Annotated in this window: 11 protein-coding genes; all 11 read right to left on the reverse strand. The window is 41.5% G+C overall.

The features are described from left to right. Positions 1-42: 42 nt before the first annotated feature. Complete coding sequence (gene fusA, locus QQK09_RS18010) at positions 43-2136, reverse strand: elongation factor G (protein WP_284205571.1); 2094 nt, start codon at positions 2134-2136, stop codon at positions 43-45. Between the two features lie 72 nt (positions 2137-2208). After that, on the reverse strand, positions 2209-2679 hold the full coding sequence (gene rpsG / locus QQK09_RS18015) for a 30S ribosomal protein S7 (protein ID WP_284205572.1): 471 nt from the start codon (positions 2677-2679) through the stop codon (positions 2209-2211). 84 nt (positions 2680-2763) lie between these two features. Then, the gene (gene rpsL / locus QQK09_RS18020) at positions 2764-3138 is read right to left on the reverse strand and encodes a 30S ribosomal protein S12 (RefSeq protein WP_101080873.1); all 375 of its coding nucleotides are present in this window, start codon (positions 3136-3138) and stop codon (positions 2764-2766) included. Between the two features lie 416 nt (positions 3139-3554). Further along, on the reverse strand, positions 3555-3848 hold the full coding sequence (gene tusB / locus QQK09_RS18025; protein ID WP_284205573.1) for a sulfurtransferase complex subunit TusB: 294 nt from the start codon (positions 3846-3848) through the stop codon (positions 3555-3557). Between the two features lies 1 nt (position 3849). Further along, positions 3850-4212, reverse strand: coding sequence for a sulfurtransferase complex subunit TusC (gene tusC, locus QQK09_RS18030; RefSeq protein WP_284205574.1), 363 nt, complete (start codon positions 4210-4212; stop codon positions 3850-3852). After that, complete coding sequence (gene tusD / locus QQK09_RS18035; RefSeq protein ID WP_284205575.1) at positions 4209-4613, reverse strand: sulfurtransferase complex subunit TusD; 405 nt, start codon at positions 4611-4613, stop codon at positions 4209-4211. Before tusD ends, tusC begins: the two co-directional genes overlap by 4 nt. A gap of 2 nt (positions 4614-4615) precedes the next feature. Further along, positions 4616-5017: a RidA family protein gene (locus tag QQK09_RS18040; RefSeq protein ID WP_284205576.1), complete on the reverse strand. Its 402-nt coding sequence runs from the start codon at positions 5015-5017 to the stop codon at positions 4616-4618. A gap of 256 nt (positions 5018-5273) precedes the next feature. Further along, positions 5274-9494: a DNA-directed RNA polymerase subunit beta' gene (gene rpoC, locus QQK09_RS18045; RefSeq protein ID WP_284205577.1), complete on the reverse strand. Its 4221-nt coding sequence runs from the start codon at positions 9492-9494 to the stop codon at positions 5274-5276. Positions 9495-9570: 76 nt separating this feature from the next. After that, the gene (gene rpoB / locus QQK09_RS18050) at positions 9571-13605 is read right to left on the reverse strand and encodes a DNA-directed RNA polymerase subunit beta (RefSeq protein WP_284205578.1); all 4035 of its coding nucleotides are present in this window, start codon (positions 13603-13605) and stop codon (positions 9571-9573) included. A gap of 242 nt (positions 13606-13847) precedes the next feature. Next, entirely contained in the window at positions 13848-14213 is a 366-nt protein-coding gene (gene rplL / locus QQK09_RS18055) for a 50S ribosomal protein L7/L12 (protein ID WP_284205579.1), read from the reverse strand. 44 nt (positions 14214-14257) lie between these two features. After that, positions 14258-14761, reverse strand: a complete 504-nt coding sequence (gene rplJ / locus QQK09_RS18060) for a 50S ribosomal protein L10 (protein WP_284205580.1) — start codon at positions 14759-14761, stop codon at positions 14258-14260. Positions 14762-14851: the final 90 nt, after the last annotated feature.

Consider the following 14851-nt stretch of genomic DNA (forward strand, 5'->3'; position numbering starts at 1 on the left):
CCACGTGCCATCACATGGAAAGGCGATAGTTTAGTTTATTTTTTATTTCGCTTCAATAATTGCGTTAGCTATTTTTTTAGGCGCATCACCATATTCTAGAAATTCCATAGAATATGAAGCACGACCCTGTGTTGCTGAGCGTAGTGAGGTTGCATAACCAAACATCTCTGCAAGCGGTGCTTTAGCATGAACGATTTTAACGCCACCAGGGCCATCATCCATACCTTCAATCATACCGCGACGACGATTAATGTCGCCCACAACATCACCCATCCAGTTATCTGGAGTAGTAATCTCAACTTTCATCATTGGTTCAAGTATTGTTGCATCAGCTTTTAATGCACCATCTCTGAATCCCATCATCGCTGCAACTTTAAATGCCATCTCGTTTGAATCTGTTTCGTGGAATGAACCACCAATCAGTGTCGCACGAACATCAAGCATTGGATAACCAGCTAACACACCTTGGTTCATTTGCTCTTCGCAGCCTTTGTTAATAGCAGGGAAGTACTCTTTTGGAATCACTTTCTCTGTTATCTCATTAACAAATTCAAAACCTGATCCCGCTTCAAGCGGTTCAAGTTTTAACACGACGTGGCCATATTGGCTCGGTCCTTCGCCTTGACGAATAAATTTACCTTCAATCTCAACCGTTTTACGGATGGTCTCACGGTATGCAACCTGTGGATTACCCACGTTACAGTTAACACTAAACTCACGGCGCATACGATCTACGATAATATCTAGGTGAAGTTCACCCATGCCTGAGAGTAGTATCTGTCCCGATTCTTCATTTGTTTCAACACGAAATGAAGGATCTTCTGCGGCTAATTTCTCAAGTGCAATAGTCAGCTTGTCTTGATCGACCTTCGTTCGAGGTTCAACCGCAATCTGAATTACTGGCTCAGGAAATTCCATACGCTCAAGGATCACTTTATGATTAGCATCACATAACGTATCACCCGTAGTAACATCTTTAAGGCCGATTGCAGCAGCGATATCGCCAGCGCGCACCTCTTTGATCTCTTTACGGTCATTGGCATGCATCTGTACGATACGACCAAAACGTTCACGTTTCTGTTTTACTGAGTTATAAACATGATCACCTGAATTAACAACACCTGAATAAACGCGCATAAATGTTAACGTGCCCACGAATGGGTCCGTTGCAATTTTAAATGCAAGCGCTGCAAAAGGTGCGCTATCGTCAGCAGGACATGCGACTTCGTTCTCTTTTTCGTCGATGCCTTTAATAGCTTCAACTTCAGTCGGAGATGGCAAGAAATCAATCACTGCATCAAGTACCGCTTGTACACCTTTATTTTTAAAGGCACTGCCACAAGTAGCTAATACAATTTCATTGTTTAACGTACGAATACGTAAACCCTGTTTGATCTCTTCGACAGAAAGTTCACCTTCTTCAAGGTATTTTTCCATCAATTCATCGTTAGCTTCTGCCGCTGTATCAACAAGCTCTTCGTGTAACTCTTCTGCACGTTCAAGTAATTCAGCAGGAATATCGTGATATTCAAACGTCATACCTTGATCAGCGTCAGTCCAGTTAATTAACTTCATCTTGATGAGGTCAATCACGCCGCTAAAGTCTTCTTCTGTACCTACATTCAAATGAATCGGTACACAAGTTGCCCCTAAGCGCTCACGAATCTGCTCTACAACTGCTTCAAAATCAGCACCCGTACGGTCCATCTTGTTCACAAATACGATACGCGGAACGTGGTATTTGTTCGCTTGACGCCAAACAGTTTCTGATTGAGGCTCTACACCCGATGAACCACAAAATACAACCACTGCGCCATCAAGTACACGCAAAGAACGTTCAACTTCAATAGTGAAATCTACGTGCCCTGGTGTATCGATAATATTAATTCGATGCTTGTCAAACTGACTTTCCATACCTGACCAGAATGTTGTAGTCGCGGCAGAGGTGATAGTGATACCACGCTCCTGCTCCTGTTCCATCCAATCCATTGTTGCTGCACCATCGTGTACTTCACCAATTCGGTGAGATATACCTGTGTAGAACAAGATACGTTCAGTCGTTGTTGTTTTCCCCGCATCGACATGCGCAACAATCCCGATATTTCGGTACTGTTCAATAGCTGTTGTACGTGCCAATCTAATGTCCTTTAAATACTAACTATAATTTTTTTAAAGCAAAAAACGCAAGCAAAAGCCTGCGTTAAGATTCTACCAACGGTAATGAGCGAATGCTTTGTTAGCATCTGCCATGCGGTGAACGTCTTCACGTTTCTTAACCGCTGAACCTTTATTATCTGCTGCATCAACTAGCTCACCAGCTAGACGTAATGCCATTGATTTTTCACCACGCTTACGAGAAGCTTCAACTAACCAACGCATTGCTAAAGCATTACGACGAGAAGGGCGAACTTCTACAGGAACTTGGTATGTTGAACCACCAACGCGACGAGATTTAACCTCTACGCTTGGGCGGATGTTTTCTAGTGCCACTTCAAAAATATCTAATGCTTCTTTCTCAGCTTTTGTAGAAGCTGAATCTAGTGCACCGTATACGATTTTTTCTGCGACTGATTTCTTACCGTCAACCATTACAACGTTAACGAATTTTGCAAGAATTTCCGATCCGAACTTAGGATCTGGAAGTACTTTACGAGTAGCTATGACGCGTCTTCTTGGCATCTTATTATCTCCGTGCGCTTCAGGATTTTACCCAAAACATATTAAATTAAAATAGTGTTTGTTTGGCCTTACTTACGGAATAACTTAAGACTTAGGTCTCTTAGTACCGTACTTAGAACGACCTTTACGACGATCCGCAACACCTGAAGTATCAAGTGCACCACGAACTGTATGGTAACGAACACCCGGTAAATCTTTTACACGACCGCCACGGATCAAGATTACACTATGTTCTTGCAAGTTATGGCCTTCACCACCGATGTACGAAGTAACTTCGAAACCGTTAGTAAGACGTACACGAGCAACTTTACGCATTGCCGAGTTAGGTTTTTTTGGAGTAGTTGTATATACACGAGTACATACACCACGTTTTTGAGGACACGCTTCCAGCGCAGGAACATTAGTTTTTTGAACTTTGTCCTTACGCGGTTTGCGTACCAGTTGTGAAATTGTTGCCATTATTAAATAGCTCCTAGTTGTGTAATGAAAAATCAAACCCTAATATTTAGGGTGGCGAGAGTTTACGCTTATTACAAATAGGAGTCAATAATTAAGCAATTGGGTTTTTGATCACAAAATGAGGACAAGTTGTTAAAGGCAGCAGTTAGCCGTCAACTATTAGTAAAAGATCGTTCTCTGGGACTAGATTCGCCGCACTTCCTGCTAAATAACAATATAAAATCAACAAATGTAAGCACATTGATTTATACGAAAATAAATATATCAGCGCGACTGGTTTGAACTGTTTCAATGCTGCAATTAAAAACGAGGCGCTTCGAACTACGAACTAAGAGCCGCGAACTTCGAGACTCGTCACTCGCAGCGCGAGAGAATGAATTTACTAACCACTGATAGCTAAAAACTGACAGCTATCACTACCAAGCCATCTGACTTTTGTGTTTTGCGACTAATTCAACAAAACCAATGTAACTGCATGCTTGGCCAATAACATTTTTGATCCCACGCGCTTCAAGATCTGGTGTTAACACCATTAATCTACCTTGCCCGGCTAGCTCAGTTAACTGCTTGAACAAAGTGTGTTTTGCTTGAGCCGCGATAACTGCATCTTCAATTAATAACAGATCATCCTGTTCGCTCATTAATGCTAAACATTGTTGCAACGCATGAGTCTGAAAAGGTGAACGGTTAATGGTGTGTAATATCGACATATTAAAAGCTCAATAGTTGGTCTTGCACAGCAAGTTTGGTTTTTAATCGTTGTTGATCGACCAAGGTAACATCGATTAACAGATCAGATTGCGCGATAGCACGCTGCATTAATGACTTTTCACAAACATAAATATTTTCTACGTCGTAAAGTTCCAGCATTTTAAACAAAGGCTGGTAATGCTTTTGCAAACTTTCACTCGGATTATGTCCATCGAGTAGCTGATAAATACCATCGCCAATGAAAAACAGTGATAACGACTCATTAAATGCGGACATCGCAAGGGTTAAGTCTAATGACTCACGCCCGAATGCAGTACCGTGCGGTAAAGTGCGATTGATAATGCCTATTTTCTTTTCGATCATAAAAATTGTACCAACTTATCCGCACCGGCACTTAATTCAGCAAGTTGCCCTAACCCGCTTAATACGAAGGGTGCTTTAAGATTAAATTGATTCAAAGAAAGTTGCTGAGCTTCTGTTTCATTGACGATACCACGACGCAGTGAAGCAGACACACAGACCTCTAGTGGAAACTGATACTGTATTGCCAGTTTTGCCCAAAAGTCCGGTAAGTTAACTTCATCAGTCGCAGGGCTCACTAACTGGCTCGCATTTAGCACCCCTTCCTGATAAAAGAAGACACCTACTATTTTATGCCCGGCTTGAACGGCAGAGGCGCAAAATTGATAGGCACTACTTGCCCCCTGTGAACCATAAGGCGCACTCGATACAAGTACTGCAATTTTCATTGAATCAATAGCCATTACTATTTTTCTTCACTTACTACGCTAGTCGCGATTGCTTCAACTTCAACTAATACATCTTTTGGTAAACGGGCTACTTCAACGCATGAACGCGCCGGTGCGTTTTCTGGGAAGTATTTTGCGTAGACTTCATTAAATGCCACAAAGTCATTCATATCTTTAATGAAACAAGTCGTTTTAATTACTGTTGATGCTGATGCATTGGCCGCTTCTAAAACAGCCATTAAGTTTTGCATAACCTGTTCTGTTTGCTCACTAATACCACCACGCACTACTTCCATGGAAGTTGGTTCCAATGGAATTTGACCTGAAGTGAAAACTAAATTACCGATTTGATTTGCTTGCGAGTAAGGGCCAATTGCAGATGGTGCCGATGCAGTAGAGATGATTTTTTTAGCGCTCATAGATGAACCTCAAATTAAATTAATAAAGATTAACAGGGATTGTTGATGGTAGGAGCAAGAATAGCTTTTTAACAAAAAATATACAGCTACTACCTTAAATTTTAGGCAAAAAAAAGATGCCGAAGCATCTTTTTTAAAACGTCAATTTGATTACGTTGGGAATCGTTACAAAATAACTTTCGCTAAGTTGTTTTCAAAAAACCTTAAAGACTAGTTATTTTGAAAACACAAGTTCAAGTAATTTTGAAGCCGATTCTTATTCACCAAAATCAACTGCGTTTAGTAGATCTGCTAAGTTTTGCTCAGCAGCATCAACGTCTACAACTGTTTCTTCAACCATAGGCTCAAGTGCTTTCGCTTTTTCAGCAGCACGTGCTCTATGATGTGCGAAACCAGTACCAGCAGGAATCAAGCGACCAACGATAACGTTCTCTTTAAGACCGTGTAGTTTGTCACACTTACCAGCAACAGCAGCTTCCGTAAGAACACGTGTTGTTTCTTGGAAAGATGCAGCTGAAATAAATGATTCAGTAGCAAGTGATGCTTTGGTAATACCCAACAATTGGTAATCAAATGTTGCAGGTGCTTTACCAGCAGCTTCTAAGCGACGGTTTTCAATGATAACACGTACCACTTCAGCCTGTTCGCCCACTAGGAAGTTAGAGTCACCAGCATCAGTGATCATACCTTTACGTAGCATTTGGTTAACGATAACTTCGATGTGCTTATCATTAATTTTTACGCCTTGTAAGCGGTAAACTTCTTGTACTTCGTTAGTGATGTAGTTAGCAACTGGGCTAATACCACGTAAACGCAAGATATCGTGTGGAGACTCAGGACCATCCGAGATAACCTCACCCTTCTCAATCTTCTCACCTTCGAAGATGTTCAGGTGACGCCATTTAGGAATCATCTCTTCATACGTATTACCATCAGCTTGCGTAATTACTAGGCGTATTTTACCTTTGGTTTCTTTACCAAATGCAAGTGTACCTGATACTTCAGCAAGGATTGCAGCATCTTTAGGAATACGAGCTTCAAACAGATCGGCTACTCGAGGTAGACCACCGGTAATATCACGCGTTTTCGAGCTTTCCTGTGGAATACGAGCAACCGCATCACCAACCTGTACTAATGCACCATCTTCTAGACTAACGATCGCGTTAGCAGGAAGTGTGTATTGTGCAGTAACGGTTGTACCAGGGATAAATAGATCGTTACCATCAGCATCAACAAGTTTCGCTGTTGGACGCATCTCTTTACCAGCACTTGGACGCTGTGCAGGGTCGATAATAACAATACTTGATAAACCAGTAAGTTCATCAGTTTGTTTATCGATTGTAATACCTTCAACAAAGTCAAGGAACTCAATCTTACCCGCTACCTCAGTGATAATTGGATGTGTATGCGGGTCCCAGTTAGCGATAATTTCGCCAGCAGTGATCTCAGCACCATCTTGCTTATCAAGAACCGAACCGTAAGGTAATTTATGGTTCTCTTTCGTACGACCTAGTTCATCGATAACTGTTAATTCAGTAGAACGAGAAGTAACAACAACTTTGTTGTCAGAGTTAAGTACAAACTTAGCGTTATGTAATTTAACTTTACCCGTGTTCTTAACTTGAATACTGTTCTCAGAAGCAGCACGCGATGCAGCACCACCGATATGGAACGTACGCATTGTTAACTGTGTACCAGGTTCACCGATTGACTGTGCAGCCATAACACCGATTGCTTCACCTTGGCCAACAACATGACCACGAGCCAAGTCACGACCGTAACAGGCAGCACAAGCACCAAAGTCAGTCTTACAAGTAATTACAGAACGAACCCAAATTTGGTCAACTGAACATTCTTCGATAAGATCACACAGTTTTTCGTCAAGTAATGTATTACGTGCGAGCAATACTTCATCTTTAGTACCCGGTTTAATTACATCAACTGCAACAACACGACCAAGTACACGCTCACGAAGCGGCTCAACAATATCACCACCTTGAATAAGCGGTTTAACTAATAGACCTTCTTCACTACCACAATCTTCTTCTGTGATAACTAAATCTTGTGCGATATCAACAAGACGACGAGTTAGGTAACCCGAGTTTGCTGTTTTAAGTGCTGTATCGGCTAGACCTTTACGTGCACCATGCGTTGAGATGAAGTACTGAAGTACGTTTAGACCTTCACGGAAGTTCGCTACGATTGGCGTTTCAATGATAGAACCATCTGGTTTTGCCATTAGACCACGCATACCAGCAAGCTGACGAATCTGCGCTGGGCTACCACGTGCGCCTGAATCGGCCATCATGTAAACACTGTTGAATGATTTCTGTTCAACAAATTCGCCTTGCGCATTTTCAACTGTATCGTTAGATAAGTTGTCCATCATCGCTTTTGCAACTTGATCATTGGTACTTGCCCAAATATCGATCACTTTGTTGTAGCGCTCACCAGCTGTAACAAGACCTGCTTGGAACTGCTCGTAGATTTCAGAAACTTGTTCTTCAGCTTCTTCAACTAATGCTTTCTTCGCGTCAGGAATAACCATATCGTCGATACCTACAGAGGCACCTGACAATGTTGCGTATTCAAAACCGGTGTACATCAATTGGTCAGCGAAAACTACGGTATCTTTAATACCCAGTAGACGGTAACAAGCATTCAGTACATTAGAGATTGCTTTTTTACCCATGTCTAAATCAACATGTTTAAACGGTAAACCAGTTGGTTGAATCAAAGAAAGAATTGCACGACCTACAGTCGTTTCAACAATTTCAGTTGTTTCAGTACGAGATTTATCTTCAGCAATATGAACTTGTTTCATACGTACTTTAACGATTGCTTGTAGATCAACAACACCCGCACGGTAAGCTTTTTCAGCTTCCTTCGCGTCTTGGAACCACATGCCTTCACCCTTCGCGTTAATCTTAGTACGCGTCATGTAGTAAAGACCTAATACAACGTCTTGTGATGGTACGATAATCGGTTCACCATTTGCAGGCGAAAGGATGTTATTCGTAGACATCATCAGAGTACGAGCTTCAAGCTGTGCTTCGATTGTTAACGGTACGTGTACCGCCATTTGGTCACCATCGAAATCGGCGTTGTATGCCGCACATACTAGCGGGTGAAGCTGAATCGCTTTACCTTCGATTAGTACTGGTTCGAATGCTTGGATACCCAATCTGTGAAGTGTTGGTGCACGGTTAAGTAGCACTGGATGTTCGCGGATTACACCTTCTAAGATGTCCCAAACTTCCCCGCCTTCACGGTCAACTAATTTCTTAGCAGCTTTAATTGTTGTCGCAAGACCTAATGCTTCTAATTTTCCGTAAACAAATGGTTTGAATAACTCAAGTGCCATTTTCTTAGGAAGACCACATTGGTGTAAGCGTAACGTCGGACCAACCGTGATTACAGAACGGCCAGAGTAATCTACACGTTTACCTAGTAGATTTTGACGGAAACGACCTTGCTTACCTTTGATCATATCTGCAAGCGATTTAAGAGGACGCTTGTTTGATCCAGTAATAGCACGACCACGACGACCATTATCTAGTAATGCATCAACAGACTCTTGTAACATACGTTTTTCGTTACGTACGATAATGTCTGGAGCAGCTAAGTCTAGAAGACGTTTTAGACGGTTATTACGGTTAATAACACGACGGTATAAGTCATTTAGGTCAGAAGTAGCAAAACGTCCGCCATCTAGTGGTACTAGTGGGCGTAAATCAGGCGGTAGAACAGGTAATACAGTTAAGATCATCCATTCTGGCTTGTTTGAAGACTGGTTAAAAGAATCAACCAATTTCAGACGTTTAGTTAGCTTTTTACGTTTAGTTTCAGAGTTAGTAGTGCCTAGCTCTTCACGCATTTCAGCAATTTCATGGTCAAGATCAAGTTGCTTAAGAAGTGCGAATACTGCTTCTGCACCCATTAATGCTTCAAACTCATCGCCCCACTGCTCAAGCATGTCTAAGTATTCTTCTTCAAGAAGAATCTGACGGCGCTCAAGATCTGTCATGCCTGGTTCAACAACCACGAAAGATTCAAAGTAAAGGATACGTTCGATATCACGTAACGTCATATCAAGCATTAAGCCGATACGTGACGGAAGTGATTTAAGGAACCAAATATGCGCAACTGGAGATGCTAATTCGATGTGGCCCATACGGTCACGACGAACTTTAGATTGTGTAACTTCAACGCCACACTTCTCACAGATAACACCACGGTGTTTTAAACGCTTGTATTTACCACAAAGACATTCGTAATCTTTGATAGGTCCAAAAATACGCGCACAGAAAAGACCTTCACGTTCAGGTTTAAATGTACGGTAGTTGATAGTTTCAGGTTTCTTAACTTCACCAAATGACCACGAACGGATCTGCTCTGGAGATGCCAAACCAATTTTAATACCATCAAACTCTTTGGTTTTATTTTGTTGCTTTAAAAACTTAAGTAAGTCTTTCACGCTATTCTCCCATAGGAGTTGAAACTAGGCGCCTTAATAAAACAAGGCGCCACATATTTTTAAACTAAAGCGACTCTTAGTTAGATTCGTCTAGTTCGATGTTAATGCTTAATGAACGGATCTCTTTCAACAATACGTTGAATGATTCAGGCATGCCTGGTTCCATTCTATGATCGCCATCTACGATGTTTTTATACATCTTAGTACGACCGTTAACATCATCTGACTTAACAGTAAGCATCTCTTGAAGCGTGTAAGCCGCACCAAATGCTTGTAGTGCCCATACTTCCATCTCACCGAAACGCTGGCCACCGAACTGAGCTTTACCACCAAGTGGTTGCTGAGTTACTAGGCTGTACGAACCAGTAGAACGCGCATGCATTTTGTCATCAACTAAGTGATTCAGTTTCAGCATGTACATGTAACCAACAGTTACTGGGCGTTCAAATTGAATACCAGTACGGCCATCAGTTAGTTGTAATTGACCTGATTCAGGTAAATCAGCCATTTTCAGTAGTTCACGAATCTCAGACTCGTAAGCACCATCAAACGCTGGCGTTGCAACTGGTAAACCTTTGTATAGGTTTTTAGCTAAACGCATTACTGCTTCATCATCAAATTCGTTTAAGTCAACATGACAAGGTGCATCACCAAATGCGTACATTTTTTGGATGAACTCACGAACTTTAGTCATTTCAACGTCACGTTGGTTTTTAATCATACGCTCAAGTTTTTCACCAACACCTTTACAAGCAAGGCCTAAGTGAGTCTCAAGAATCTGACCGATGTTCATACGTGATGGTACACCCAGTGGGTTAAGTACGATATCAACTGGAACACCAAACTCATCGTGAGGCATATCTTCAACAGGTACGATGTTTGAAATAACACCTTTGTTACCGTGACGACCCGCCATTTTATCACCTGGTTGTAGGCGACGACGTACCGCAAGGTAAACCTTAACAATCTTCTGAACACCCGGTGCTAAATCATCACCTTGAGTGATCTTACGACGTTTGATATCAAACTCTTTGTCGTAATCCGCTTTAACTTCTTCATATTGTGCAATGATTTGGTCTAAATGCGTTTGTTTTTCTTCATCATCAATAACAACTTCTAACCACTGTGCACGAGGCATTTGTAGTAAACGTTGCTCATCTTGGCCTGAACCAATTAAGATGCTTAATGCTTTTTCAAAGATAGCGTTTTCTAAGATTTTGAATTTCTCATTCAAATCTTTCTTCGCTGCTTTAAGTTGCATCTCTTCGATTTCTAATGCACGTTTATCTTTTTCAACACCGTCACGCGTAAAGACTTGAACGTCGATTACTGTTGCGTAAGTAGAGTTAGATACACGTAGTGAGCTGTCTTTAACGTCAGACGCTTTCTCACCGAAGATTGCACGTAATAGTTTTTCTTCTGGTGTAAGCTGTGTTTCACCTTTAGGTGTCACTTTACCTACTAAGATATCGCCAGGTTTAACTTCAGCACCAACGTAAACAATACCAGACTCATCTAGTTTGCTTAGCGCTGCTTCACCAACGTTAGGGATATCAGCAGAAATTTCTTCGCTACCCAATTTAGTTTCACGTGCGACACATGAGAACTCTTGGATGTGGATCGTAGTGAAACGATCTTCTTGCGAAACACGCTCAGAAATAAGGATTGAATCCTCAAAGTTGTAACCATTCCAAGGCATGAAGGCAATCTTCATGTTTTGACCTAATGCTAAATCGCCCATATCTGTTGATGGACCATCAGCTAACACATCACCTTTAACGATTGGCTCGCCTGGCTTACATGTAGGTTTTTGGTTAATACAAGTGTTCTGATTTGAACGTGTGTATTTAGTTAGGTTGTAGATGTCGATACCAGCTTCACCAGGAAGTAGTTCAGCATCATCAACTTTAACAACGATACGTGATGCATCAACATAGTCGATTGTACCACCGCGTTTCGCGATAACTGTTACACCAGAATCGATTGCCAAACGACGTTCGATACCTGTACCTACTAATGGTTTATCAGCACGTAAAGTAGGAACCGCTTGACGTTGCATGTTTGCACCCATTAAGGCACGGTTAGCATCATCATGTTCTAGGAATGGAATCAGTGACGCAGCAACAGAGATGATCTGTTGTGGTGACACATCCATATAATCAATATCAGCAGGCGACATAAAGGTAGTTTCACCTTGATGACGACATGGAATTGATTCTTCATTTAACTGGCCATTCTCATCAATACTTGCAGATGCCTGTGCGATAACGAATGAACCTTCTTCGATCGCAGATAGGTATTCAACCTGATCAGATGGTTTACCATCAACTACTTTACGGTAAGGTGTTTCTAAGAAACCGTAATCGTTAGTACGAGAGAAAGTTGCCAATGAGTTAATTAGACCAATGTTTGGTCCCTCTGGCGTTTCGATTGGACATAAACGACCGTAATGCGTTGGATGTACGTCACGTACTTCAAAGCCCGCACGTTCACGTGTAAGACCACCAGGGCCTAACGCTGAGATACGACGTTTGTGTGTTACTTCTGATAACGGGTTATTTTGATCCATAAACTGAGACAGTTGTGATGAACCAAAGAACTCTTTGACAGCAGCAGAAATAGGTTTAGCGTTAATCAGGTCTTGAGGCATAGTTGCATCAAGATCGCCTAAAGATAGACGTTCTTTAACAGCACGTTCAACACGTACTAAACCAACACGGAATTGGTTTTCAGCCATTTCACCAACACAACGAATACGACGGTTACCAAGGTGATCGATATCATCGACAACACCGTTACCGTTACGAATATCGATCAGTGTTTTCATTACACTTAGGATATCTTCGTTTGATAATGTACCAACACCTTCATCACCATCAATGCCAACACGACGGTTGAACTTCATACGACCCACTTTAGAAAGATCGTAACGCTCTTCAGCGAAGAATAGGTTTTGGAATAAGCCTTCAGCTGCATCTTTTGTTGGTGGCTCACCAGGACGCATCATACGGTAGATTTCAACAAGCGCTTCTAGGCGGTTAGTTGAAGAATCAACACGTAGTGTATCAGAGATGAATGAACCACAATCTAACTCGTTTGAGTAGATTGTTTCAAATGCTTTAATACCAGATTGTGCAAGTTCAGCAAGTAGCTCAAGCGTAAAGATATCATTTGCGTTAACAATGATTTCGCCTGTTTCAGTGCTGATGTAATCTTTAGCAGAAACTTTGCCTTCTAAATACTCAAGTGGTATTTCGATGCTATCTACGCCATCTTTTTGTAGTTGGCGGATATGACGTGCTGTAACACGTTTTCCTGTTTCCACGTATACTTTGCCACCGCTTGCGATGTCAAAAGTAAACTGTTCACCACGTAGGCGATCAGCGATAAGTTCCATTGCGATAATACCATCTTTGATTTCAAAGCTAGTTGTATCGAAGAACATATCTAAAATTTGTTCAGTTGTGTACTCAAGCGCACGCAACATGATTGTCGCAGGTAGTTTACGGCGACGGTCAATACGTACAAATAAGTTATCTTTAGGATCGAATTCGAAATCTAACCATGAACCACGGTAAGGAATTACACGTGCGTTATAAAGAACTTTACCTGAACTGTGCGTTTTACCTTTATCGTGGTCGAAGAATACACCAGGAGAACGGTGTAATTGCGATACGATAACACGCTCAGTACCATTGATTACAAAGGTACCATTTTCAGTCATGAGTGGCATTTCACCCATGTAAACTTCTTGTTCACGAATATCTTTAACTGTACCAGCTGGCGCATCACGATCGTAAATTACAAGGCGTAATTTAACGCGTAACGAAGCTGAATAAGTAACACCACGGATTTGACATTCTTTAACATCAAATACTGGCTCACCTAAGCGGTAGCTTACATATTGCAGCTCTGACGTACCAGAGTAACTAGCAATAGGGAAAATACTGTTAAAAGCGGCTTCTAAGCCTACTTCACCAGTTAAATCGACTTCAATGAATCGTTTGAATGAATCTAGTTGAATCTCCAACAAGTATGGTTTTTCCATAACTTGTGGGCGCTTCCCAAAATCCTTACGAATACGTTTTTTCTCAGTATAAGAGTAACCCATGTGGTTCCTTTGCTCGCTGATAAGTGATCATAGCTGTCCGACCTAGTCTTTTTAGGCACTAATTTGTTCGACAACGGCGCACACTGTTTTGTGTTAATGATGTGTTATATAACATCACCTTTAATGTCCGATGACCGTAAAAAACAATGAAAAATTACGGTATCCTATAGCGCAAAAAGGCCGGTGATTAAAAAATCACCAGCCATTGCCATTTACATGGCTAAACAATTTAGAAGACTAAATTATTTAAGTTCAACAGTTGCGCCGATTGCTTCTAGTTCAGCTTTAAGAGCTTCTGCTTCTTCTTTAGATGCAGCTTCTTTGATTACTGTTGGGCAAGCTTCAACTGCAGCTTTAGCTTCTTTCAGGCCAAGACCTGTAGCGCCACGTACTGCTTTGATTGCTTTAACTTTGTTGTCACCGAATGCAGTCATTACAACGTCAAATTCAGTTTGCTCTTCTTCAGCAGCAGCTGGACCAGCTACGCCAGCTACAGCAGCAGCTGCAGATACGCCGAATTTTTCTTCCATTGCTTCGATTAATTCAACAACTTCCATTACTGATAATTCAGCAACTGCTTCAATGATTTGGTCTTTAGTTAGAGACATGAGTCAATTCCTACTTTTAAAAAATTAATAAATGACAGCTTAAATTAAGCTGCAGATTCTTCTTTCTGGTCGCGGATAGCAGCCAGAGTACGTACAAGTTTGCCAGCTGAAGCTTCTTTCATAGTAGCCATCAGTTTCGCAATTGCTTCATCGTATGTCGGTAGTGTCGCTAGACGGTCAATTTGAGCTGGTTCAATGAACTCACCTTCAAATGCCAATCCTTTAACTTCAAACGATTCATTTGCTTTAGCAAAGTCTTTTAAAAGACGTGCTGCTGCACCTGGATGTTCGTTTGAAAATGCAAGGATTGTAGGACCAGTAAACGTATCTGCTAGACATGCAAAGTCTGTATCTTTCACTGCTAGGCGTGCTAATGTGTTACGAACTACACGTAGGTAAACATTGTTTTCACGCGCTTTTGCACGAAGTTCAGTCATTGCACCAACTGTTACGCCACGTGAATCGGCAACAACAGCAGACAGAGCAGCTTGCGCTACTACATTAACTTCAGCGACAATAGCTTGCTTGTCTTCGAGTCTTAATGTCATTTGGTTTTTACTCCTGGATTCCACTGGTTATTACACCAGTAAACACCCCCATCATAAATAATGGGGCACTATTTCGGTTATCGGATCCAG

Origin of the sequence: Psychromonas marina, from assembly GCF_030161115.1 — a bacterium.
Lineage (GTDB): Bacteria > Pseudomonadota > Gammaproteobacteria > Enterobacterales > Psychromonadaceae > Psychromonas > Psychromonas marina.